Origin of the sequence: Cryobacterium adonitolivorans (assembly GCF_004402695.1) — a bacterium.
Classification (GTDB): domain Bacteria; phylum Actinomycetota; class Actinomycetes; order Actinomycetales; family Microbacteriaceae; genus Cryobacterium; species Cryobacterium adonitolivorans.
Genome location: NZ_SOFL01000008.1, coordinates 55,827 through 78,104, shown reverse-complemented (window position 1 = coordinate 78,104; position 22,278 = coordinate 55,827). Strand labels below are relative to the sequence as shown.

The 22,278-nt window shown below is 69.3% G+C and carries 20 protein-coding genes; 14 read left to right on the top strand and 6 right to left on the bottom strand.

Going from position 1 to position 22,278, the window contains the following annotated elements:
- The first annotated feature begins 20 nt into the window (after positions 1 to 20).
- From E3O42_RS02745 to E3O42_RS02720, 6 genes are all read left to right on the top strand, one after another.
- On the top strand, positions 21 to 1,121 hold the full coding sequence (locus E3O42_RS02745; protein WP_134452403.1) for a BMP family lipoprotein: 1,101 nt from the start codon (positions 21 to 23) through the stop codon (positions 1,119 to 1,121).
- A gap of 144 nt (positions 1,122 to 1,265) precedes the next feature.
- Positions 1,266 to 2,783 (top strand): ABC transporter ATP-binding protein, encoded by a 1,518-nt coding sequence (locus E3O42_RS02740; RefSeq protein WP_134452402.1) that lies wholly within the window; start codon positions 1,266 to 1,268, stop codon positions 2,781 to 2,783.
- A complete protein-coding gene (locus E3O42_RS02735) occupies positions 2,780 to 4,054 on the top strand; it encodes an ABC transporter permease (protein WP_134452401.1) in 1,275 nt (424 codons plus the stop codon). Before E3O42_RS02740 ends, E3O42_RS02735 begins: the two co-directional genes overlap by 4 nt.
- On the top strand, positions 4,051 to 5,349 hold the full coding sequence (locus E3O42_RS02730) for an ABC transporter permease (protein WP_134452400.1): 1,299 nt from the start codon (positions 4,051 to 4,053) through the stop codon (positions 5,347 to 5,349). The genes E3O42_RS02735 and E3O42_RS02730 overlap by 4 nt, the downstream gene beginning before the upstream one ends.
- 11 nt (positions 5,350 to 5,360) lie before the next feature.
- Entirely contained in the window at positions 5,361 to 5,798 is a 438-nt protein-coding gene (locus tag E3O42_RS02725; RefSeq protein ID WP_134452399.1) for a cytidine deaminase, read from the top strand.
- A complete protein-coding gene (locus E3O42_RS02720) occupies positions 5,795 to 7,111 on the top strand; it encodes a thymidine phosphorylase (protein WP_134452398.1) in 1,317 nt (438 codons plus the stop codon). The genes E3O42_RS02725 and E3O42_RS02720 overlap by 4 nt, the downstream gene beginning before the upstream one ends.
- A gap of 199 nt (positions 7,112 to 7,310) precedes the next feature.
- On the opposite strand, the gene E3O42_RS02715 is transcribed toward E3O42_RS02720, so the two are convergent.
- Complete coding sequence (locus E3O42_RS02715; protein ID WP_134452397.1) at positions 7,311 to 8,213, bottom strand: DUF559 domain-containing protein; 903 nt, start codon at positions 8,211 to 8,213, stop codon at positions 7,311 to 7,313.
- A 296-nt stretch (positions 8,214 to 8,509) separates the two neighbouring features.
- Between E3O42_RS02715 and E3O42_RS02710 the strand changes: the two genes are divergently transcribed.
- The 3 genes from E3O42_RS02710 to E3O42_RS02700 are packed head-to-tail and all read left to right on the top strand — an operon-like array spanning position 8,510 to position 10,412.
- Positions 8,510 to 9,631, top strand: a complete 1,122-nt coding sequence (locus E3O42_RS02710) for an adenosine deaminase (protein ID WP_134452396.1) — start codon at positions 8,510 to 8,512, stop codon at positions 9,629 to 9,631.
- Positions 9,632 to 9,660: 29 nt separating this feature from the next.
- A complete protein-coding gene (locus E3O42_RS02705) occupies positions 9,661 to 10,143 on the top strand; it encodes a PTS sugar transporter subunit IIA (protein WP_134452395.1) in 483 nt (160 codons plus the stop codon).
- Entirely contained in the window at positions 10,140 to 10,412 is a 273-nt protein-coding gene (locus E3O42_RS02700; RefSeq protein WP_134452394.1) for a PTS sugar transporter subunit IIB, read from the top strand. Before E3O42_RS02705 ends, E3O42_RS02700 begins: the two co-directional genes overlap by 4 nt.
- Before the next feature lie 48 nt (positions 10,413 to 10,460).
- On the opposite strand, the gene E3O42_RS02695 is transcribed toward E3O42_RS02700, so the two are convergent.
- Together E3O42_RS02695 and E3O42_RS02690 are read right to left on the bottom strand one after the other, a co-directional pair.
- Positions 10,461 to 12,182, bottom strand: coding sequence for a phospho-sugar mutase (locus E3O42_RS02695; RefSeq protein WP_241984608.1), 1,722 nt, complete (start codon positions 12,180 to 12,182; stop codon positions 10,461 to 10,463).
- Positions 12,183 to 12,406: 224 nt separating this feature from the next.
- Entirely contained in the window at positions 12,407 to 13,240 is an 834-nt protein-coding gene (locus E3O42_RS02690; protein WP_134452393.1) for a purine-nucleoside phosphorylase, read from the bottom strand.
- A gap of 70 nt (positions 13,241 to 13,310) precedes the next feature.
- On the opposite strand from E3O42_RS02690, the gene E3O42_RS02685 reads away from it, so the two are divergent.
- Positions 13,311 to 14,750 (top strand): NAD(P)H-quinone dehydrogenase, encoded by a 1,440-nt coding sequence (locus tag E3O42_RS02685; RefSeq protein WP_134452392.1) that lies wholly within the window; start codon positions 13,311 to 13,313, stop codon positions 14,748 to 14,750.
- A gap of 82 nt (positions 14,751 to 14,832) precedes the next feature.
- Here the strand turns inward: E3O42_RS02685 and E3O42_RS02680 are convergent, their stop codons facing one another.
- Both E3O42_RS02680 and E3O42_RS02675 read right to left on the bottom strand, forming a co-directional pair.
- Positions 14,833 to 16,596 (bottom strand): acetyl/propionyl/methylcrotonyl-CoA carboxylase subunit alpha, encoded by a 1,764-nt coding sequence (locus tag E3O42_RS02680; protein WP_134452391.1) that lies wholly within the window; start codon positions 16,594 to 16,596, stop codon positions 14,833 to 14,835.
- A 102-nt stretch (positions 16,597 to 16,698) separates the two neighbouring features.
- The gene (locus E3O42_RS02675) at positions 16,699 to 17,358 is read right to left on the bottom strand and encodes a Maf family protein (RefSeq protein ID WP_134452390.1); all 660 of its coding nucleotides are present in this window, start codon (positions 17,356 to 17,358) and stop codon (positions 16,699 to 16,701) included.
- Between the two features lie 40 nt (positions 17,359 to 17,398).
- Between E3O42_RS02675 and E3O42_RS02670 the strand changes: the two genes are divergently transcribed.
- The 4 genes from E3O42_RS02670 to E3O42_RS02655 are packed head-to-tail and all read left to right on the top strand — an operon-like array spanning position 17,399 to position 21,803.
- A complete protein-coding gene (locus E3O42_RS02670) occupies positions 17,399 to 18,712 on the top strand; it encodes a class I SAM-dependent RNA methyltransferase (RefSeq protein WP_134452389.1) in 1,314 nt (437 codons plus the stop codon).
- Between the two features lie 31 nt (positions 18,713 to 18,743).
- Positions 18,744 to 19,451, top strand: a complete 708-nt coding sequence (locus E3O42_RS02665) for a response regulator transcription factor (protein WP_134452388.1) — start codon at positions 18,744 to 18,746, stop codon at positions 19,449 to 19,451.
- Entirely contained in the window at positions 19,438 to 20,745 is a 1,308-nt protein-coding gene (locus tag E3O42_RS02660) for a sensor histidine kinase (protein ID WP_134452387.1), read from the top strand. The genes E3O42_RS02665 and E3O42_RS02660 overlap by 14 nt, the downstream gene beginning before the upstream one ends.
- The gene (locus tag E3O42_RS02655) at positions 20,742 to 21,803 is read left to right on the top strand and encodes a hypothetical protein (RefSeq protein ID WP_134452386.1); all 1,062 of its coding nucleotides are present in this window, start codon (positions 20,742 to 20,744) and stop codon (positions 21,801 to 21,803) included. The genes E3O42_RS02660 and E3O42_RS02655 overlap by 4 nt, the downstream gene beginning before the upstream one ends.
- Before the next feature lie 224 nt (positions 21,804 to 22,027).
- On the opposite strand, the gene E3O42_RS02650 is transcribed toward E3O42_RS02655, so the two are convergent.
- Positions 22,028 to 22,267: an acyl-CoA carboxylase epsilon subunit gene (locus E3O42_RS02650; protein ID WP_134452385.1), complete on the bottom strand. Its 240-nt coding sequence runs from the start codon at positions 22,265 to 22,267 to the stop codon at positions 22,028 to 22,030.
- Positions 22,268 to 22,278 lie beyond the last annotated feature (11 nt).

The following is a 22,278-nucleotide window of genomic DNA, read 5'->3' as shown; positions in this document are numbered from 1 at the left end:
GCCTCATCTGGAGGTCAATCTTGACAATCACGACCCGCAAGGCAACGCTCGGCGGCCTTGCCTCACTCGGCGTTCTCGCTTTGCTCGCGGCGTGTGCGCCGGCCCCCACCGAAGATGCCGGCGCCAACGACGCCGCATCGGACTTCCTGCCCTGCATCGTCTCCGACTTCGGCGGCTTCGACGACAAGTCGTTCAACCAGTCCAGCTTCGAGGGCATGTCCAACGCCGCCGAGGAGCTCGGTGTCGAGTTCAAGCAGGCAGAGTCCACCTCCGAGGACCAGTACGCCGGCAACGTCACCAGCATGGTCGACCAGGGTTGCAACTTCGTCCTCACCGTCGGCTTCGCCCTGGCGAACGCCACCAGGGACTCGGCAGAGACCGCTCCGGACACCCAGTTCGCGATCATCGACTCCGCGCTCTCCAACGACGACTTCAGCCCGCTGGAGCTCGACAACGTGAAGCCGGTCCTCTACGACACCGCGCAGGCCGCGTTCCTCGCCGGCTACCTTGCCGCAGGCACCAGCAAGACCGGCATCGTCGGCACGTTCGGTGGCATGCAGTTCCCCTCGGTCACGATCTTCATGGATGGCTTCGCGGACGGCATCGCCTACTACAACACCGAAAAGGGCGCCAACGTGCAGCTCACCGGGTGGAGCAAGGAAACCCAGGAAGGCCTGTTCGCCGGCAGCTTCGATGACCAGAACCAGGGCAAGACGCTCAGCCAGGGCCTGATTGACGCCGGAGCGGACATCATCCTCCCGGTCGCCGGCCCGCTCTTCCAGGGCACCGCCCAGGCCATCACCGACTCGGGCAAGGACGTCGCCATCGTCGGCGTCGACAGCGACCTGTTCGAAACCACGCCCGAGTTCTCGGCGATGTACCTCACCTCCATCATGAAGTCGATGACCGACGCCACCCAGCAGATCATCACCGACGCGGCCGACGGCGAATTCTCCTCCGAGCCGTACGTGGGCACCCTGGAGAACGAGGGCGTCGGCCTGGCCCCGCTGCACGAGTGGGAGTCCAAGGTTGACCCCGCACTGGTCACCGAGCTCGACGACATCAAGGCGCAGATCATCAGCGGCGACATCGTCGTGACGAGCGACTCCACGCCCAAGTAATACCCATCTCACCAGGCATTACCGTTAGCAGTACCGCCCATCGAGGGCACCGGGGAGGCCAGCATGCTGGCCTCCCCGTTTCGTTGCGTGGTGTCGCAACGGCAATAGGCCCCCGCCGGACGGCACCTCAATAGAATCGACACTATGAAGCTCGAACTTCGCGGCATTACGAAGAGATTCGGTGCCCTTGTTGCCAATGACGACATCAACCTCACCATCGAGGAGGGCGAGATCCACGCCCTGCTCGGCGAGAACGGAGCCGGTAAGTCAACGTTGATGAACGTGCTCTACGGCCTGTACCGGGCCGAAGAGGGCGAGATCCTGCTCGATGACGTGCCGCAGCACTTCGCCGGACCCGGCGACGCAATGGCCGCGGGCATCGGCATGGTGCACCAGCACTTCATGTTGATCCCCGTGTTCACGGTGGCCGAGAACGTGATGCTGGGCCACGAGCAGGTCAAGGCCGGCGGTCGTCTCGACCTCGCCGCCGCCCGCAAACGGGTCCGTGAGATCTCCGACCGTTTCGGGTTCGACGTCGACCCCGACGCCCTCGTGGAGGCCCTGCCCGTCGGTGTGCAGCAGCGCGTGGAGATCATCAAGGCGCTCTCCCGCGACGCGAAGGTGCTCGTCTTCGACGAACCGACCGCCGTGCTCACCCCGCAGGAAACCGACGAGCTGATGAACATCATGCGCCAGCTCAAGGCCGCCGGCACCTCGATCGTCTTCATCACGCACAAGCTGCGGGAGGTGCGCGAGGTCGCCGACCGGATCACCGTCATCCGCCTGGGCAAAGTCGTCGGCACCGCCTCGCCGACCGCGAGCAACGAAGAACTCGCCACCCTGATGGTCGGCCGCGCCGTCGACCTCACCGTGGACAAGAAACCCGCAACCCCGGGAGCCCCGGCGCTGGTCGTGACGAACCTCACCGTGATCGACCCGCTCGGCCAGATCCTGGTCAACGACGTCAGCTTCGACGTCAAGGTGGGCGAGATCCTCGCCATCGCCGGCGTGCAGGGCAACGGCCAGACCGAACTGACAGAGGCGCTGATGGGACTGCAACCCCGCGTCGTCGGCGAGATCACCCTCGACGGCAAGTCGCTGCGCGGCCACTCGGTGCGTCAGGTGCTCGACGCCGGAGTCGGCTTCGTGCCGGAGGACCGCACCAGGGACGGCCTGGTCGCTGGCTTCACTATCGCCGAGAACCTGATGCTCGACCGTGCCAACAAACGCCCGTTCGTCAAGCGGTTCAACCTGCAGCTGTCCTTTCTCGCCGACTTCGCCCGCACCAAGGTGACGGAGTTCGACGTGCGGTCCCAGGGCATCGAAACGCCCGCCGGCCGCCTCTCCGGCGGCAACCAGCAGAAGGTGGTGCTCGCCCGCGAGCTCAGCCGCGACCTGCGACTATTCGTGGCGGCGCAGCCCACCCGCGGCCTCGACGTCGGCTCGATCGAATTCGTGCACGAACGCATCGTGGCGACCCGGGATGCCGGCACCCCGGTGATCGTGATCTCCACCGAACTCGACGAGGTCGCCGCACTCGCCGACCGCATCATGGTGATGTACCGCGGTCGCATCGTCGGCATCGTTCCCGGCGACACCCCCCGATCCGTTCTGGGTCTCATGATGGCGGGCGAAACCCCCGCAGAAGGAGCCGCAGCATGAGCGCCGCGCAGCAGCCCACCCCGACCACAACCCCGACCCCGACGGCGTCGCCGGAGCCGGCCGAAACCTCCCGCTGGCAGAACGTCTTCCGGGAGATCACCACCGGCAACGCCATCATCTCGGTGTTGGCTGTGCTGCTGGCCCTGCTCGTGGGCGCCGTGATGATCGCCTTGACGAACCCGAACGTGCAGGAGAGTGCCGGCTACTTCTTCTCCAGGCCCGGCGACATGCTCTCCGCCGCCTGGGACGCGGTGTCCGGCGCCTACTCCGCCCTCTTCCAGGGCTCGGTGTACAACTTCCGTCGGCCGAGCTTCGCCGACGGCATCCGCCCGTTCACCGAGACCCTCACCTACGCCACCCCGCTGATCGCGGCCGGCCTCGGTGTCGCGCTCGGGTTCCGGGTGGGCCTGTTCAACATCGGCGGCCGCGGCCAGATGCTCATCGCCGCAACCCTCGGCGGTTGGGTGGCCTTCGCCGTCGACCTGCCGGCGGGCATCCACATGATCGCCGCGCTCGTCGCCGGCGTGCTCGGCGGCGCCCTCTGGGGTGGCCTGGTCGGCCTGCTCAAGGCCCGCACCGGCGCGCACGAGGTCATCACCACGATCATGCTCAACTACGTGGCGTTCTACCTGGTCAGCTTCCTGCTGCGCGATGGGTTCCTCAAGACCCCCGGGTCGAACAACCCCAAGAGCCCGGCCAGCAAGGAGACCGCGGTCTTCTTCGACCTGCTCGGCCCGAACTACAATCTGCACTTCGGCTTCATCCTGGTGATCGGCGCCACGGTGTTCACCTGGTGGCTGCTCGGCCGCTCCAACCTGGGCTTCAAGTTCCGCGCCGTCGGCGAGAACCCGAACGCCGCCAGGGTGGCGGGCATCAGCGTGCAGCGCATGTACGTCTACGCGATGCTGTTCTCCGGCGGCCTCGTCGGCCTGGCCGGCATCAACCAGGTGCTCGGTACGACCACCAGCGGCTTTGGCGCCGGCATCGACTCGGGGATCGGCTTCGACGCCATCACCGTGGCGCTGCTGGGCCGGTCCAAGCCCTGGGGCGTGTTCGCAGCGGGCGTCCTGTTCGGCGCGTTCAAGGCCGGCAGCTTCTCGATGCAGGCCGCCGAGGGTGTGCCCATCGACATCGTGCTCGTGGTGCAGTCGCTCATCGTGCTCTTCATTGCCGCGCCGCCGCTGGTGCGCGCGATCTTCAGGCTCCCGGCGCCCGGAGCGCCCCGCCGCAGACCGGTACCCAACGTGACCCAGGAGGTGGTGGCGAAATGAGCATCATCGCTCCCGTGAACCAGCCCACCCAGCCCGTCGAACCCGAGGAGGGCCCGGCGACCGCGGTCATCAAGAGCTGGAAGGTGCCGATCATCCTCGGCGTCTTCACCGTGCTCGGCTTCCTGCTGATGGTGGTCTTCGGCCGCACCGGCACCAGCACCATGGTGCTCTCCACCTCCAGCGACCTGATCCAGCTGCCCGACGTGCTGCTGCCCACCCTGCCGACCGGCATCGTGATCAGCATCCTGCTGGCCGGCATCACCGGGTTCAGCGCCTGGATGGTGCAGACCCGCCGCAAGGTGCCGCTCTGGCTGATCTCGGTGTTCGGCGTGCTGCTCCTGATCGGCTTCCTCACCTGGGCCTCCGCCGACGAACGCATCCCGGTGCCCGGCCTGCTGTTCGGTTCGCTGAGCCTGGCCGTCCCGCTGATCTTCGGTGCCCTCGGCGGCGTCATCTCCGAACGCGTCGGCGTGGTCAACGTGGCGATCGAGGGCCAGCTGCTGGCCGGTGCGTTCACCTCCGCGATCGTGGCCTCGATCACCCAGCAGCCGCTGCTCGGCCTGCTCGCGGCGATGGTAGCCGGGGTACTGGTGTCCTTCGTGCTCGCGGCCTTCTCGATCAAGTACTTCGTCGACCAGGTCATCGTCGGTGTGGTGCTCAACGTGCTCGTCACCGGCCTCACCGGCTTCCTGTTCTCCGAGCTCCTCGCCCCCAACGCGGCCACCCTCAACCAGCCGCCCAAGTTCGAGCGCATCAACATCCCGCTGCTCAGCGAGATCCCGATCATCGGGCCGGTCTTCTTCAGGCAGACCCTGATCGTGTACATCATGTACATCGCCGTGGCCGCGGTGTACTTCGGGATCTTCCACACCAAGTGGGGCCTCCGCCTGCGCGCCGTTGGCGAGCACCCGCAGGCCGCCGACACCGTGGGCATCAACGTCACCGGCACCCGGTTCTGGAACGTGTCCCTCGCGGGCGCCGTCGCCGGCCTGGGAGGCGCGTACTTCACCCTCGGGTCGGTGGGCGCTTTCGGCAAGGAGATGACCGCCGGCGCCGGCTTCATCGCCCTCGCGGCGGTGATCTTCGGCCGGTGGGACCCGATCCGGGCCACCCTCGCGGCGCTGTTGTTCGGCTTCGCCAGCAATCTGCAGAACGTGCTGAGCATCATCGGTTCGCCGGTGCCCAGCGAGTTCATGCTGATGCTGCCCTACCTGGTCACCATCTTCGCCGTGGCCGGCCTGGTGGGCCAGTCGCGGGGCCCGGCGGCATCCGGTAAACCGTACATAAAATCGTGACGGAGACGCCAATGACCCAGACCCCCGTGACCCCCACCTCCGGCGACATCGACTGGGGCGTGCTGCGCAGCGCGGCCGCCGAAGCGATGACGAAGGCCTACGTGCCCTACTCGAAGTTCCCGGTCGGAGCGGCAGCCCTCGTCACCGACGGCCGGGTGATCAGCGGGTGCAACGTGGAGAACGCCTCCTACGGCCTCACCCTCTGCGCCGAATGCGCGCTGGTGTCGGTGCTGCACCTCACCGGCGGCGGCCAGCTCGTGGCGTTCAGCTGCGTCGACGGCAACGGCAACACGCTGATGCCCTGCGGCCGCTGCCGCCAGCTGCTCTACGAACACTCGGTACCAGGCATGCTGTTGGAGACCGTCTCCGGCGTGCGCACCATCGACGAGGTCCTGCCGGACGCCTTCGGGCCCCGCCAGCTCGCCGCCTACAGGAAAGACAACTCATGAGCTCCACCCCCGCCCGCACCATCGAGGCCTTCGACGCCGTCGACCTGATCCACGCCAAGCGCGACAAGGGCGAACTCTCGACGCCCCAGATCGACTGGCTGATCGACGCGTACACCCGCGGCTACGTCGGCGACGAACAGATGGCCGCCATGACCATGGCGATCTTCCTCAACGGCATGTCCCGCCGGGAGATCCGCGACATGACGATGGCCATGCTCAACTCCGGCGAGCGGATGAGCTTCGACGGCCTGGGCAAACCGACCACCGACAAGCACTCCACCGGCGGTGTGGGCGACAAGATCACCCTGCCGCTGATGCCCCTCGTGGCGGTCTTCGGTGCCGCGGTGCCGCAGCTCTCCGGCCGTGGCCTCGGCCACACCGGCGGCACCCTGGACAAGCTCGAGTCCATCCCGGGCTGGCGCGCCAACCTCAGCAACGAAGAAATGTTCGCGCAGCTGCAGGATGTCGGTGGCTGCATCTCCGCCGCCGGCAGCGGCCTGGCCCCGGCCGACGGCAAGCTCTACGCCCTGCGCGACATCACCGGCACCGTCGAGGCGATCCCGCTGATCGCGTCGTCGATCATGTCCAAGAAGATCGCCGAGGGCACCGCTGCCCTGGTGCTCGACGTCAAGTTCGGCTCCGGCGCGTTCCTCAAGGACATCGACCGGTCCCGCGAGCTGGCCCGCACCATGGTTGCGCTCGGCGAGGACGCCGGCGTGGCCACCTCCGCCCTGCTGACCAACATGAACGTGCCGCTGGGCCTGGCCATCGGCAACGCCAACGAGGTGCGGGAGTCCCTCGAGGTGCTCGCCGGCGGCGGCCCCGCCGACGTGGTGGAGCTCACCGTGGCGCTGGCCCGCGAGATGCTCGCCCTGGTCGGCCAGAAGGACGTCGACGTCGAGGTGGCCCTGAAAGACGGTCGCGCGATGGACAAGTGGCGCGCGGTCATCCGTGCGCAGGGCGGCGACCCCGATGCCGCGATGCCCGTGGCTCGCGAAACCCACACCGTGCTCGCCGACCGCGACGGGGTGCTCGTCGAGCAGCAGGCGCTGCCGTTCGGCATCGGGGCCTGGCGCCTGGGAGCGGGCCGCGCCCGCAAGCAGGACCCGGTGCAGCACGCCGCGGGCATCGACCTGCACGCCAAGCCCGGCGACACCGTCCGCAAGGGCGAGCCGCTGTTCACCCTCAGCGCCGACGAGCCCGAGCGCTTCGCGCGGGCCCTCGAGGCCGTCGAGGGCGCCTGGCGCATCGGCGATCCCGGCGAGCCCGTGCTCGACGGCGGCCCCCTGATCGCCGAGCGCATCTCCAACTAGCGAGCGCCAGCCTCCCCGGGGGCTCGAGTTGCCCGATGAGGCCCCGTCGCCCGCCGCGATGGGGCCTCTCCTGTCCTCTCGCCAGCCCCACCCAACGCCGTCGTTCGCCGGCGTGCACGAGATGACATATGGGGCCGGTGTGGATGGCCCGAGCGGGCCCGAACTGCCTTCTCGTGAGGCTGTTCTCCCGGCTCAGACGCTAGGGGCGCCAGCCTCTCGCTCGCAGCGCCTCGTCCAGGCGGCTGAGGATCTCGGCGGGACGGGTGCCCTTCGCCGCGCGGATGACCCGCCAGCCTGCGGCGGCCAGGTCATCGAGGCGTTCCAGGTCGCGAGCGAATTGAGCGTCATCGGTGCGATGCTGCTCGCCGTCGTACTCGACCAGGATCTTGTAGCGCAGGTAAACCAGGTCTCCGCGCGCCCGCCTGCGCCCCGGAGGCAGGGGCAAGTCGACATTGGTGTCGGGTTCGGGGAAGCCGGCGCGCACCACCAGCAGCCGCAGCCGGGTTTCGCGCGGGGACTCCACCCTGGGGCGCACCCACACCAGCGCCTGGCGTAGCCGTTGCACACCGCGTCGTCCCGCCCGCGCCGCGACAGCGGCGGCGAGCAGCTCCATCGTGGCCGGCGGCGCGAGCTTTCCCAGGAGGTGATCGCCGACCGCAATCAGGTCGTCAGGGCCGAGTAGAGCTGCGAGGTCGCACCAAGTGCTCACGGGGTCCGTCATCGTGAGGCCGTTCACGATCCAGAGGCCTGGGCGGCCCCGTACGGAATGACCCACGACGCCCCTCATGCGGAGCGCTCGCTCGGGGGACAGGACGCTCACATGCAGCCGCGGATCGTTCTCGAGCCGACGCGGAAGCGGAAGGCCGAGCAGAAGCGCCCCCGTGGTGTGGCTGAAGAAGTGGTCTGCGGGCATCCGTGCGGCATAGGCGCGGGCGAGGCCGGCCACTGCCGCACCGCTGCCCGCAAACGCCCGCACACCGCGGAACGGGATCTCCAGGTCGCGGGCGCGCGTGCGCTTCCGGTTGACCCCCGCCGCCCGGGCCTCGGCGACGGTGAAACCATCCAGGTCGAGACCGCGGGGGAGTTCTGATCGACGGGACATGCCAGCACCGTGCCAGTTCCTGCTCGCGCGCGTCAGAGTTATCCACCGACACCGGGAGTGCACCCCACTGAGTGGGCAGTTCGGGCCCGTCTGGAACAGGTAACGGGGCCGCAACTGCCCACTCGCCGTCTCCAACTTCGGCGAACGGGCAGATGGGGCCCGTTGGGGGGCCGTTCCACGGGCCGCACCTGTCACCCGGCGTCGCCGGGCGGGCCGGGGCGCGGCGGCGGGCGGGTGCCGAGGGCGGATGTGGCGGCATCGGGATACGTGCCGCGCGGGAGCGATAGATTGGGGGAGTGAATATCAGCTCCGAGGAATACCTTTTGCCCGGCAGCGGCGTGAGCATCAACGCCCTGCCCAAAGTCTCCCTGCACGACCACCTCGACGGCGGCCTGCGGCCGGGCACGATCCTCGAGCTGGCCGACTCGATCGGCCTTGAGCTGCCCGCCACCACCGAGGCCGGTCTCGCCGACTGGTTCGTCAGCCAGGCGACCTCCGGCTCGCTCGTGGACTACATCAAGACTTTTGAGATCACCGTCGCCGTTATGCAGACCCACGAGGCCCTCGTGCGGGTGGCCAGGGAATTCGTCGAAGACCTCGCCCTGGACGGCGTGATCTACGCCGAGGTGCGCTGGGCCCCCGAGCAGCACCTGGCGGCCGGCCTCAGCCTCGACCAGGCCGTCGACGCCGTGCAGGAAGGCATCGCCGCGGGCATCGAAGGGGTTGCCCGGGCCGGCACCAACATCAAGATCGGCCAGCTGATCACCGCGATGCGGCACGCCGACAGGTCCCTCGAGGTCGCCGAACTCGCCGTGCGGCACCGCGACCTCGGCGTGGTCGGGTTCGACATCGCCGGCGCCGAGGAGGGCTTCCCGGCCGGCAACCACGCCGCCGCGTTCGACTACCTGGCCCAGAACCTCTTCCCGGTCACCGCGCACGCCGGCGAGGCCGACGGGCTGGACAGCATCCGCGGCGCCCTCTTCGCCGGCCGCGCCCTGCGTCTCGGGCACGGAGTGCGCCTGGCCGAGGACATCGAAATCGGCCGGGAGGACCAGGAGAACACCTACGTCACCCTCGGCCCGCTCGCCCAGTGGGTGCGTGACCGGGAGATCCCGCTGGAGCTCAGCCCGTCGTCGAACCTGCAGACTGGCGCGATCGCGTCCTGGGGCGACGACATCCTCGACCACCCGTTTGACCTGCTCTACCAGCTCGGTTTCCGCGTCACCGTCAACACCGACAACCGGCTGATGAGCGCCACCACCCTCAGTCGTGAGCTGGCCCTGCTCACCGATGCCTTCGGCTACGACCTCGACGACCTCGAGGCCCTGCAGCTCAACGCGGCCTCCGCGGCATTCCTGCCGCTGGAGGAGCGCGAAGAACTCGCCGACGCCATCGTCGCGGGTTTCGCCAACGCCTAGCCCGCCGTCGCCCACGCTAGAAAGCAGCCATGTCCCTCCCACCACTTCCCCTTGACGCCATCGACGTCGGCCTGCACGTTCCCGACTGGCGGGCCGCCGTCGGCGCCGCCGGCGCGGCGCTGGAGAGATCCGGTTCCACCGCACCCGGCTATACCGAGCGCATGGTCGCCGTGATCGAGGAATTCGGCGCCTACGTGGTGATCGCGCCCGGGCTGGCCCTGGCGCACGCCCGGCCCGGCCCCGATGTGCTCACCGAGGGGCTGAGCGTGGTGACCCTCGCCGAGCCCGTGGCGTTCGGGCATCCGCACAACGACCCCGTGAACGTGATCCTGGGCCTGGCGGTGACCACGGGTGACGAGCACGTGCACTTCGTCGCCGAGCTCGCCAACATTTTCAACGACTCGAGCATCATCCCGGCGCTGGCAGCGGCGCCGGACGCAGCATCCGTACGCTCGCTCCTGGGCATCGCGGCACCAACCGGCGAAGACGCCAGCACGGAGGAACCACAATGAAGATCGTCGCACTCTGCGGTGTCGGTATCGGCACGTCCGCCATTCTCAAGGTCAACGCCGAACGCGCCCTCGAGCGCCTGGACATCGAGGCCGACGTCACCGCGGCCGATATCGCCAGCGTGAAGCTGGCCGCCGCGGACGCGCAGGTCATCCTCACCTCGTCGGAGCTGGTGCCGTCGATCGGCAAGACCAACGCCGACGTCATCGTGATTGACAACTTCTTCGACCTCGACGAGCTGACCGCGAAGCTCGAGATCGCGCTCGGTTAAGCACGGCGCGGATGCCCGGTCGGGCATCCGCGCTCAAGCGCCGGCCGGTCAGCCGATGAGCGCGCGCATGCCCCTGTCGAGCTCGACGAGGGCATCGGATGCCGCCTGCCGGCGTTCGGCGAGGCTGCCGAGGCTGCTGTGCGTGTCGAGGTACACCTTGAGCTTGGGTTCGGTGCCGCTGGGCCGCACCATCACCCGGGAGCCGTCGGCGAGCACGATCCGCAGCACGTCGCTCGGCGGCAGGCCGTTGAAGCCGTGGGAGAGATCGTCGATGTGGTCGACCCGGCTCGCGCCGATCATCGCGGGCGGGCTCTCGCGCAGGCGCGCCATCACCCTCTCGATTTCGGTGAGGTCGGTGACGCGCACCGAGATCTGGCCCGAGGCGAAGAAACCGAACCGCTCGGCGAAGGCGTCGAGGTGCTCGGCGAGCGTGACGCCGTCGGCCTTGAGGTCGCTGACCAGGGACAGCAGCGCCACGGCGGCCGAGATGCCGTCCTTGTCGCGCACCGTGCCGGGGTTGACCAGGTAGCCGAGGGCCTCCTCGAAGCCGAAGATCAGGCCGGGAGCGCGGGAGACCCATTTGAACCCGGTGAGGGTGTCGGCGAAGTTCAGGCCGTACGCGTCGGCGACGGCCTTGAGCGCCGGCGTCGACACGATCGAGCAGGCGAGGGTTCCGTCCGCGCCGCCGTCACCTGGCGCGGTCGCGGCGAGCTCAGCGGCCCGCCAGCCGAGGATGGCGCCGACCTCGTTGCCGCTGAGGCGACGGTAGCCCTCCGGCGCGTCGACGTCGGGGATGGCGATGGCGAGCCTGTCCGCATCCGGGTCGTTCGCGATGATCAGTTCGGCGTTCACCTCGCGCGCGCTCTCGTAGGCGAGGTCCATCGCGCCGGGTTCCTCCGGGTTGGGGAACGCGACGGTGGGGAACGCGGAGTCGGGGGCGATCTGCGCGTCCACGAGGGTGGGCAGGGCGAACCCGGCAGCGTCGAACACCCGGCGGGTGGTGTCCCAGCCCACTCCGTGGAGGGCCGTGTAGACGCAGGTCACCTGCGCGCGCGGCGGCCGGCCGACGGCGGCGGTCGCATCCACGTAGGCCTGCACGACGGACTCCGGGGCGGTTTCGTAGGCGGCGCGGGCCAGTTCCGTCACGAGCTGGGTGTCTGCCACCCGCTGGATCTCGGCGGCGATGGCGACGTCATCCGGGGAGACGATCTGCGAGCCCTCGTCGGAGTCGCCGAGGTACACCTTGTAGCCGTTGTCGTTGGGCGGGTTGTGCGAGGCGGTGACCATCACGCCGGCGCTCGCGCCGAGGTGGCGCACCGCGAAGGCCAGAACCGGGGTAGGCAGCAGGCGGGGCAGCAGCACGGCACGCACGCCGGCACCGGCCATGATCGCGGCCGTGTCTGTGGCGAAGACGTGCGAGTTGCGTCGGCCGTCGTAACCGATGACCACCGAGGGGATGCTGCCGGGCCGGTTGTTCGCTGCGGCGGCGAGGAGATAGGCGGCGAGCCCGGCGGCGGCCTGGCTGACGAGAACCCGGTTCATCCGGTTGGAGCCGGCGGCGATTTCGCCGCGGAGGCCCGCGGTGCCGAACGCGAGGCGCTCGTCGAAGCGGGAGTGCAGGTCGGCGACGGCGGCCGGGTCGCGGTCCTGGGCCTGCTGGATCAGCACACGCAGCTCGGCGCGGGTCTCCGGGTCCGGGTCCTGGGCGAGCCAGGCGGTGGCGGTCACGAGCAACAGGTTGACCGGGTCGGTGGCCGTGGTGTCCAGCACGGCCGTGGCTGCGGGCACGTCTGCGTCCTGCTCGCTGGCCGGCTCGTCGGCGACGGTGTTCAGCACGGCGGTTTCCGGTTCGCGTTCGTCGTCTGTGGCGGTCTCGGGGACCGCGGCGACGGCATCCGTGCCGGGCTCGGTGTCGGGCGTGGCGGCGTGGGCGCCGCGCGGGCGCAGCGGCTCGGCGGGGGTGCCCGGCTGGGCCGGAGTCTGGTCGTTGAGGCTCACAGTGCGGCCACAATGCTGGCGAGGAGGGCGCTGATGGTGGTCTCGGCGGCCTGGCCGGCCTCGAGCACCTCGCCGTGGCTGAGCGGGGTCTTCTGGATGCCGGCGGCAAGGTTGGTGATCAGCGACATGCCGAGCACTTCCATGCCGGCCTGGCGGGCGGCGATGGCCTCCAGGGCGGTGGACATGCCCACGATGTGGCCGCCGATGACCTTGGCCATCTGCACCTCGGCGGGCGTCTCGTAGTGCGGTCCGCGGAACTGGCAGTAGACGCCCTCGTCCAGGGTGGGGTCGATGCCCCTGGCGAGGTCGCGCAGGCGCTGGGAGTACAGGTCGGTGAGGTCGATGAAGGTGGCGCCTTCGAGCGGCGAGTCGGCGGTGAGGTTGATGTGGTCGCTGATCAGCACCGGGGTGCCCGGCTTCCAGGTCTCGCGGATGCCGCCGGCCCCGTTGGTGAGGATCATGGTCGTCGCCCCGGTCGCGGCGGCGGTGCGTACGCTGTGCACGACCCGGCGCACGCCGTGGCCTTCGTAGTAATGGGTGCGGGCGCCGATCACCAGGGCGCGCTTGCCACTGGGCAACAGCACAGAGCGGAGCATGCCCGCGTGGCCGGCGAGGGCCGGCGCGCTGAACCCGGTGATCTCCTGCGCGGGGATCGTGTGGGTGGTCTCGCCGATCAGGTCGGCGGCCTTGCCCCAGCCGCTCCCCAGGGTCAGGGCGATGTCGTGATGGGCGACGCCGGTGGCGTCGGCGATTTCCTGGGCGGCGGTGGCGGCCACGTCGAACGGGTTGGTTTCCGGCGCGTCAAGAGGATTGATCTCGGTCGTGAGCATCCTCCTACTCTAATTGCCTGCGGGGCAGCCGTGGTTTGGCGGGTCGCGCGGTGCAGGACAGAATAAGTGAATGCCTTACGAGTTCGAACGAAAACAACGCATCGCCATCATCGGCGGCGGCCCCGGTGGATACGAAGCGGCACTCGCCGGCGCCCAGCAGGGCGCAGAGGTCACGCTGATCGAACGCGTCGGCGTGGGCGGCGCCGCGGTGCTCACCGACGTCGTGCCCTCGAAGTCCCTGATCGCGACCGCGGAGGCGTCGAATTCCATCCGCGAGGCCAGCGACCTTGGCGTGCAGTTCTTCGTGCGCGACTCCACCGGAAAGCCCCTGCATCCCGAGGTCGCTATCAACCTTGCCGCGGTGAACAAGCGCCTGCTCGCGCTGGCCAGGGAGCAGTCCCAGGACATGCGGGAGACCCTCGTCAAGGCCGGCGTCAAGCTGCAGAGCGGCCACGGCCGGCTCGACGGCCGGGACGCGGTCATCGTATCCACCGGGGACGACGGCTCCGGCACCGATTTCGACCGGGTCGAGGCCGACACCATTGTGCTGTCGGTCGGCGCGAGCCCGCGCATGATGCCCACGATGATGCCCGACGGCGAGCGGATCCTCACCTGGACCCAGCTGTACAACCTCAAGTCGGTGCCCAAGCATCTCATCGTCGTGGGTTCCGGCGTCACCGGTGCGGAGTTCGCCTCCGCCTACCGGGCGCTGGGCGCCGAGGTCACCCTCGTCTCCAGCCGCGACCAGGTGCTGCCAGGCGAAGACGTCGACGCGGCCGCCGTGATCGAGAACGTGTTCAAGCGCAACGGCATGGTGGTGCTGAACAAGTCCCGCGCTGCCACCGCCGAACGCACCGACACCGGCGTGCTGGTCACCCTCACCGACGGCCGTTCCGTCGAGGGCAGCCACTGCCTGATCGCCGTCGGCGCCGTGCCGAACACCGTGGGCCTTGGCCTGGCCGAGGCCGGCGTGCAGCTGAACGATTCCGGCCACATCCGGGTGAACCGGGTCGCGCGCACCTCGATCCCCAACATCTACGCCGCGGGCGACTGCACCACGGAGATGCCGCTGGCCTCCGTCGCATCCATGATGGGACGCACCGCGGTGTACCACGCCATGGGCGACGCCGTGAACCCTATCGAGATCCGAAACGTGGCCGCCAACATCTTCACTCAGCCGGAGATCGCCACCGTCGGCTGGACCCAGAAGGAGATCGAAGAGGGCGTGCGCCGCGGCGAGGTATACAAGATGCCGCTCGAATCGAACCCGCGCGCCAAGATGATGGGCATCAAGGACGGCTTCGTTAAGCTCATCGCCTCCCGCGGCACCGGCACCGTCATCGGCGGCGTCATCGTGGGCCCCAAGGCCAGCGAGCTGATCTTCCCGCTCACTCTCGCGGTCGAGCACGGCCTCACCGTCGACGAGGTCGCCGAGGCGTTCACCGTCTACCCGTCGCTCACCGGTTCCATCACGGATGCCGCCCGCGCGATGCACAAGGTGCACTACTGACCCGCAGACCCTGACGCACAGGAGGCAACTGTTGCTTCGGGCACAGTTGTGCCTGGCGACCGGGCGGGACGCCGGGCGGCGGCTAGCTGACCGTGAGCAGCAGGTGGCCGCTGGACACCGTCGAGCCGACGTCGGCGCCGATGACCCCGACCACGCCGTCCTTGTGCGCGGTGAGCGGCTGTTCCATCTTCATGGCCTCCAGCACCAGCAGCAGGTCGCCCTTGACGACGGTGTCGCCCTCGGCGACGAGGATCTTGACGACGGTGGCCTGCATCGGCGCCTTCACGGCATCGCCCGTCGCGGTGTTCACCGAGTGCGCGGCGGTACGGCGGCGCGGGGCGGGCCCGGCGGTCCTCTCCGACGCGGTACCGGGCAGCAGCTTGCTGGGCAGGCTCACTTCGATACGGCGGCCGTCCACCTCGACGACGACGCTGTGACGGGCGTCGGAGCGCGGACGGTCCTCGAGGGTGCCGCTCCAGGGATCGATGGTGTTCTCGAACTCGGTCTCGATCCAGCGGGTGTAGATCGTGAACGGGGCGCCGTCGGCGGGGGCGAAGGCCGGGTCGCGCACGATCAGGCGGTGGAACGGCAACACCGTGGGTAGGCCGGCCACCTCGAACTCGTCGAGGGCGCGGCGGGCGCGCTCGAGAGCCTGTTCCCGGGTGGCGCCGGTGACGATGAGCTTGGCCAGCAGCGAGTCGAAGGAGCCGGAGATCTCGTCGCCGGACTGCACGCCGCTGTCGACGCGCACGCCAGGGCCGCCGGCGACCTTGAACACGTGCACCGGGCCGGGTGCGGGCATGAAGCCGCGGCCGGCGTCCTCACCGTTGATGCGAAACTCGAAGGAGTGGCCGACGGCGATGGGGTCGTCGTAGTCGAGCACGCCGCCCTCGGCGAGCCGGAACTGCTCGCGCACCAGGTCGATGCCGGTGACTTCCTCCGACACCGGGTGCTCCACCTGCAGGCGCGTGTTCACCTCAAGGAAGGAGACCGTGCCGTCCTGGCCGATCAGGAACTCACAGGTGCCGGCACCGACGTAGCCGACCTCCCTGAGGATGGCCTTGGACGCCCGGTACATCTCGGTCGTCTGCGCCTCGGTGAGGAACGGCGCCGGCGCTTCTTCGACGAGCTTCTGGTGGCGGCGCTGCAGGGAGCAGTCGCGGGTGGAGATCACGACGACGTTGCCGTGGGCATCCGCCAGACACTGGGTTTCAACGTGCCGGGGCTTGTCGAGGTACTTCTCCACGAAGCACTCGCCGCGGCCGAACGCCGTGATGGCCTCGCGCACGGCGGAGTCGAACAGTTCCGGTACCTCTTCGCGGGTGCGGGCCACCTTCAGGCCGCGGCCGCCGCCGCCGAACGCCGCCTTGATGGCGACGGGCAGGCCGTGCTGGTCGACGAAGTCGAGCACCTCGCTGGCGTCTGCTACGGGGTTCAGGGTGCCGGGCGCCATGGGCGCGTGCACCTTCTCGGCGATGTGCCTGGCCGACACCTTGTCGCCGAGCTGTTCGATGGCCTCGGGGGACGGGCCGATCCAGATGAGGCCGGCGTCGATGACGGCACTGGCGAACGCGGCGTTCTCGGCCAGGAAACCGTAGCCGGGGTGCACGGCGTCGGCGCCGGAGCGGCGGGCGATGGAGAGGATCTTCTCGATGACGAGGTAGGTCTCGGCGCTGGAGGTGCCGTCGAGCCCGTAGGCCTCGTCGGCGAGGCGGGCGTGCAGGGCGTCCCTGTCCTGGTCGGCGTAAACGGCGACCGAGAGGATGCCACTGTCCTTGGCCGCTCTGATCACTCTGACGGCGATCTCGCCCCGGTTGGCGATGAGGACCTTCGTTATACGCGACATAGGTACTGAGCCTATTGGTCAGAACCCCCGCAATTTTGGTTCTTTCCCACAAAAACCGCCCGAAGAACACTGCGTCGGGCTACAAAGGCCCCGAAAGGACGGTCAGTCCGGTAGGGCCGAAGTGCCCGTATTCCACAGGCCTGGCCAGTCATAGCCCAGCCGGAGCACTAATTTGCGCAGGGTGGGCAGCGACAGCCCGACGACGGTGGACGGGTCGCCCTCGATGCGGCTGATGTACGGCGCGCCGAGGCTGTCGATGGTGAAGGCGCCCGCGACGAACAGCGGTTCACCCGTATTGATGTAGGCGTCGAGCTCCGTATCATCGAGGTCGTCGGTGAAGGTCACGTCGGCCACCGCGACGGCGCCGACGGCCCGGCCGGGACGGCCCTCGATGTGCTCGATCAGCCAGTGACCGGAGTAGAGCTGCCCGGTGCGCCCGCGCTGCCCGTGCCAGCGCTCCCGCGCCCGCTCAGGGGTGTGCGGCTTGCCGTAAATCACTCCGTCGAGCACGAAGACCGAGTCCCCGCCGAGGATCAGTCCGTCGATGCCGTGCCCGGCGCCGCCGTCTGCGACGGCCTCCGCCTTCGCCCTGGCCAGCAGCTCCACCACATGGTGCGGGGTGAGCGCGGAGCCGGTGCGGGCCGCTTCCGCCGCGGCAACGGCATCCTCGTCGACGGCCGGCGAGATTGTCACCGGTTCGATGCCCGCCGCGCGCAGCAGCGACAGCCGGGCGGGGGACGTGGAGGCGAGATACAGACGCATGGAACCCTTCGGTGGCGCATCAGTGTGGGATGCTCATTCAATGGGCACCAACACTAATCGTCAGGCAAGTCAGAGCACTTCAGAGGGCGAGATCGGCGCAGAACTCGAGCTCGATATCACCAACGTAGCCCACGGCGGCATCTTCGTCGCCCGGCACGAGGGCCGCGTGGTCTTCGTCAGCGACACCGTCCCGGGTGAACGGGTGCGCGCCAGGCTCACCGACGCGAACAAGAAGAGCTTCTGGCGGGCCGAGACCGTCGAGGTCCTCACCGCGGCTCCCGAACGCCAGCCGCACATCTGGGCCGCAGCGGCCATCGACCGGGACCCGGCCGACCGCGCCGGCGGCGCCGAATTCGGCCACATCGAACTGGGCCACCAGCGCGAGCTCAAGCGACAGGTCCTCACCGACGCGCTGCACCGGATGGCCAAAATCGACAGCGACGTCACCGTCGAGGCCGTGCCGGTCGCAGCGGATGCCTCGCCGGGCGACGCCATGGACGGCACAGGCTGGCGCACCCGGGTGCGCCTGCACGTGACGGAAACCGGCATCGTCGGCCCGTACGCCGCCCGCTCGCACCGGGTGATCCCCGTCGACGACCTGCCGCTGGCCGTGCACGCCCTCGAAATGGCCGCGCCGCTGGACAAGATGTTCGCCGGCGCCGCATCCGTCGACGTGATCGCCCCCAGCGTGGGCGAGGTGCAGATCCTCGTCGCCGAGCAGGACGAGAAGGGACGCCGGCGCCGCACCGCGCCGAAGCCGATCACCGAGCTGGTCGGCGACCGCGAGTTCCGGCTCGACGCCGCCGGTTTCTGGCAGGTGCACGCCCGCGCCGCCGAGACCCTGTTCGCCGCCGTGCAGGACACCATCGACCCCGACCTGTTCGACCCCAAGGCCGCCAACCTCGACCTGTACGGCGGCGTCGGGCTGCTCGCCGCCGCCGTCGGAGACAGGTTCGGTTCCGGCGTGCGCATCACCTCGGTGGAGAGCGACGACCAGGCCACCGGCAACGCCACTACGAACCTCGCCGAATGGGTCGGCGCCACCGCGCAGACCGCCAGGGTGGACAAGTTCCTGACCGGCCTCACTCGCGACGCTGACGCGGCCGAACGCAGCCGCCTGCAGGCCGCCACCGTGGTGCTCGACCCGCCGCGCTCCGGCGCCGGCGGCGAAGTCGTCGACACCCTGGCATTCCTCGGGCCGGCTCAGGTGGTGTACGTCGCCTGCGATCCGGTGGCCCTGGCCCGCGACGTCGCCCTGTTCGCCGGGCACGGTTACACGTTGCGAAGCCTGCGCGCCTTCGACCTGTTCCCCAACACCCACCACGTCGAAGCCGTCGCACTGCTCACCAGATAGCTAGTGTTAGCACCAAGACCGCAGACGAAAGATGACAATCGTGACCGAGCCTGACACCGCGCCCGACCTGGCCGACCGCCCCGTACGCGTGGGCATCGCCGACGACCATGAGTCGGTGCGGCTCGGCCTCAAGGCTGCCTGCGAGAACACCGGCTTCGAGGTGGTCTTCGAGGCCGCGACGGTGCGCGAACTCGTCGACGGCATCGCCGGCCGGCCGGTCGACGTGATCGTGCTCGATCTGTCCCTGGGCGACGGGTCCCTCGTCACCGACAACGTGCACCTCGCCCGCGGCACCGGCGCGTCGGTGCTGGTGCACAGCATCGCCGACAGGGTCGCCCTGGTCCGTGAGGGCCTGGCCGCCGGTGCGGCCGGAGTCATCCCCAAGTCCTCGCCGACGACCACGGTGATGGCCGCCGTCGCGTCGGTGGCTCGCGGCGACGTGCTCAACAACCTCGAGTGGGCCACCGCCATCGACGCCGACCGGGACTTCGCCAAGGCCCAGCTGGGCCGTCGCGAACGTGACGTGCTGCACCTCTACGCGTCCGGCCTGCCACTGAAGATGGTGGCGATGCAGCTGGGCATCGCCCACTCCACAGCCCGGGAATACCTCGACCGAATCCGGGTGAAGTACGTCGAGGTGGGCCGCCCGGCGCCCACGAAGGTCGACCTGCTGCGCAGGGCCGTCGAAGACGGCATCCTGCCGGGGCTCGACTCGGAAGGCGGGGATGGGCGCTCCTAGTCCCGCGGAGGTCACGCCGGTCCGGTCGCGGAGGCTGTCGCCGGACCGCGTCGAACCGGAACAGCTCGGTGCCGACCTCCTCAACGAATCCAAGCAGCCGCGCAAGCCCATCAGCCGCGCGCAGATCGAGCGGGTGGTCTCGCGGTCCGTCGGCGGCGTCGGCCTGATTTTCGCCCTGCAGACCTATCCGGCGACGCTGGGCCAGCTGGACGCCCTGAAGCCGGGTCTGGGCATCGCCCTCGCCGTCGCGATCTACGGTGGGCTGGGCCTGGCGATCATCGCCACCCTGGTGAAGAAATTCATCAGGTTCACCAGCGGACTGTTCGCCGTGCTGTACCTCGTCGCCCTGGTCGTGTGGCCGGCGATGCTGAACACCCCTGACGGGGTGCTGGACGGCAAGTCCTGGCTCTGGTACCTGTGCACCGTCGCCACAGCCTGCGCCGCGATTTCGTTCCCGCTGTGGTGGGCGATGACCTACACCCTGCTGGCCCCGATCGCCTACGGCGTGGTGCGGGTCCTGCCCGCCGGGGGTGGCGCGGAGCCCATGCTCGGCGCTCTCGACGCGTTCTACGCGATCCTGCTCGGCCAGGTGGTGTTGATCATCATCACGATGCTCCGCCAGGCCACCGCCGCCGTCGACACCGCCCAGATTAATGCCCTGAACACCTACTCCGCCGCCGTGCGCCAGCACGCCACGGAGGTGGAGCGGGTGCAGGTGGACTCCATCGTGCACGACAGCGTGCTCGCGGCCCTGTTGTCCGCCGCGGCGGCCGGCACCCCCAAGGCCGCAGAGCTCGCCGCCACGATGGCGAGGGAAGCCATCATCCGGCTCAACGAGGCGGGCTCCATCCCCGCCGCCGACGACAGCATGGTGTCGTTCAGCGACCTCAAGGACCGCATCCGCACCATCGCGTACCGGTTCGAGGAGACGATCGAGTTCATCGACTGCGATACGGAGAAGCTGAGCCTGCCGGCGTACGCCAGCGAAGCGCTCTTCGCCGCCAGCGCCCAGGCGATCGTGAACAGCATCCAGCACGCCGGCGCTCCCGGCGACCCGGTGTCCAGGTCGGTGCGGATGAACTCCAACCTGCTCGGTGGCTGCGTCATCGAAATCGCCGACTCCGGTGCTGGGTTCGACCCTGACGCGGTGCCCAGCGAACGCCTCGGCCTGCGTATCTCGATCCGGGAGCGGGTTGCGACCGCCGGCGGTGCCGTGCAGGTGCGGAGCGGACCGGGCCGGGGCACCTCGATTCTGATCGAGTGGCCGCTGGGCGAGCGCGGTGACGCCTCATGATCACCGTCCCCCGCGGGCTGATCCTCTCCCTGGCCGCCCTGTTCTCGACCTATCACGTGATCCTGGCGCTGTACTCCCTGGATGCGCCGACCTCGCCCGTGCCGCCGCTGCTCGCGGTCCTGCTCTACGCCCTCGCTACCGTGATGAGCCTGTGGCCCACCTGCCCGGCCCGTATGCCGCTCTGGCTGGCGTTCTTCAACGTTGCCGTGTGCGTCGCCGTTCCGCTGCTGGTGGGCAGCCAGCTCGACGGGTCGGTGGCGGACAACGGCTACGCCACCTGGTACGTCGCCGCCGTCGGCACCCTGATGACCATCACTGCCACACGTCGGCGCGCTACCCTCTCCTGGGTCGGGGTGGGCTTCCTGGTCGTCCACACCATCGTCTGGGCCGGTGCGGGCTCCCTCGCATCGATGGGCGTCATCGGCAGCGTCGTGTGGGTGTTCGTGGCCGTGACGCTGGCCAGGGCGCTGGCCAAGGCCGGTCGGGACGCCCGGCAGTACGGCCTCGCCGAACGGGAGGCCACCGAGTGGCAGGCGGCGCAGGAAGCGCACCTGTACGAGCGGCAGGTGCGCCTGGCCCAGACCATCCGGCTGGCGGCGCCGATGCTGCGCCGCGTAATCCAGGAACGCGGCACGCTCAGCGACGGGCAACGCAAGGAGTGCCGGTACCTCGAGGCCGCGATCCGTGACGAGATCCGCGGGCGCCGGCTGCTCAACGACGCCGTACGTCGTGAGGTGATGGCGGCACGGCGGCGCGGTGCCACCGTCACTCTGCTCGACGAAGGAGGGATCGACGACCTGGTCGGCACCGATCTGGAGGTCGTGCTGAACACCCTGGCCGATGCCATGGCTGCCACGACGGCGGCCACGATCATCGCCAGGACCGCGGCGGACGGCTCGGGCACGGCGGTCACCGTCGTGGGCATCAACAGCCCAGACCCGCGGCTTAGCGCACTCGGCCAGGATTCGCCCGACGAAGAAGTGGACCTGTGGTTGGAGATCCCGCGGGCCGAACACGCGCAGGGCGCCTCGGCCGGCCAGGCGACCCGCCGGCACTGAACTTAACATGCGGAAGGGGACCCACCCGGGGGTGGATCCCCTTCCGACATTTCCGTGTCAGGGCGACAACCCGAATGTCGCCTAGACGCGCCCCCAACACATTCGCCTGCTTACCCTAGTCGGCGAATGATTGGTCGTGTTACTCGAGAGCAACACCCAGCGATACCAATAGTGCCGCCCCGGAGCGTCCCTGAAAAGTCGTCATTTAGGGGGACAGCGCTGGGCTAGGCCGTGAAGCTGCACCAGCGCTCGTCGCCACGCGGCAGCGGCGCCCTGATGGCCCGCTGGCTGTCCTGCCAGGGGCTCGCCGGGCCGTTCGGCGTGGCCCGCACGTTGTCAGACTCCGCGCGCAGCACGGCCCGCAGGACGGCCGTCACCGCGGCAGCCTCCGGCTCCGTGACGCCCGTTGTGACAAAGGTGAGTTCGGCCGGGTCGAAACCGGGGGTGTTCTCTGAGTGGGTCATGACAGCGCCGC

Excerpts from the sequence above, each read along its gene's own strand:
- E3O42_RS02740 (WP_134452402.1), top strand. The coding sequence starts at position 1,266 with ATGAAGCTCGAACTTCGCGGCATTACGAAGAGATTCGGTGCCCTTGTT.
- E3O42_RS02735 (WP_134452401.1), top strand. The coding sequence starts at position 2,780 with ATGAGCGCCGCGCAGCAGCCCACCCCGACCACAACCCCGACCCCGACG.
- E3O42_RS02730 (WP_134452400.1), top strand. The coding sequence starts at position 4,051 with ATGAGCATCATCGCTCCCGTGAACCAGCCCACCCAGCCCGTCGAACCC.
- E3O42_RS02725 (WP_134452399.1), top strand. The coding sequence starts at position 5,361 with ATGACCCAGACCCCCGTGACCCCCACCTCCGGCGACATCGACTGGGGC.
- E3O42_RS02720 (WP_134452398.1), top strand. The coding sequence starts at position 5,795 with ATGAGCTCCACCCCCGCCCGCACCATCGAGGCCTTCGACGCCGTCGAC.
- E3O42_RS02715 (WP_134452397.1), bottom strand. The coding sequence starts at position 8,213 with ATGTCCCGTCGATCAGAACTCCCCCGCGGTCTCGACCTGGATGGTTTC.
- E3O42_RS02705 (WP_134452395.1), top strand. The coding sequence starts at position 9,661 with ATGTCCCTCCCACCACTTCCCCTTGACGCCATCGACGTCGGCCTGCAC.
- E3O42_RS02700 (WP_134452394.1), top strand. The coding sequence starts at position 10,140 with ATGAAGATCGTCGCACTCTGCGGTGTCGGTATCGGCACGTCCGCCATT.
- E3O42_RS02690 (WP_134452393.1), bottom strand. The coding sequence starts at position 13,240 with ATGCTCACGACCGAGATCAATCCTCTTGACGCGCCGGAAACCAACCCG.
- E3O42_RS02685 (WP_134452392.1), top strand. The coding sequence starts at position 13,311 with ATGCCTTACGAGTTCGAACGAAAACAACGCATCGCCATCATCGGCGGC.
- E3O42_RS02680 (WP_134452391.1), bottom strand. The coding sequence starts at position 16,596 with ATGTCGCGTATAACGAAGGTCCTCATCGCCAACCGGGGCGAGATCGCC.
- E3O42_RS02675 (WP_134452390.1), bottom strand. The coding sequence starts at position 17,358 with ATGCGTCTGTATCTCGCCTCCACGTCCCCCGCCCGGCTGTCGCTGCTG.
- E3O42_RS02670 (WP_134452389.1), top strand. The coding sequence starts at position 17,399 with ATGGGCACCAACACTAATCGTCAGGCAAGTCAGAGCACTTCAGAGGGC.
- E3O42_RS02665 (WP_134452388.1), top strand. The coding sequence starts at position 18,744 with ATGACAATCGTGACCGAGCCTGACACCGCGCCCGACCTGGCCGACCGC.
- E3O42_RS02660 (WP_134452387.1), top strand. The coding sequence starts at position 19,438 with ATGGGCGCTCCTAGTCCCGCGGAGGTCACGCCGGTCCGGTCGCGGAGG.
- E3O42_RS02655 (WP_134452386.1), top strand. The coding sequence starts at position 20,742 with ATGATCACCGTCCCCCGCGGGCTGATCCTCTCCCTGGCCGCCCTGTTC.
- E3O42_RS02650 (WP_134452385.1), bottom strand. The coding sequence starts at position 22,267 with ATGACCCACTCAGAGAACACCCCCGGTTTCGACCCGGCCGAACTCACC.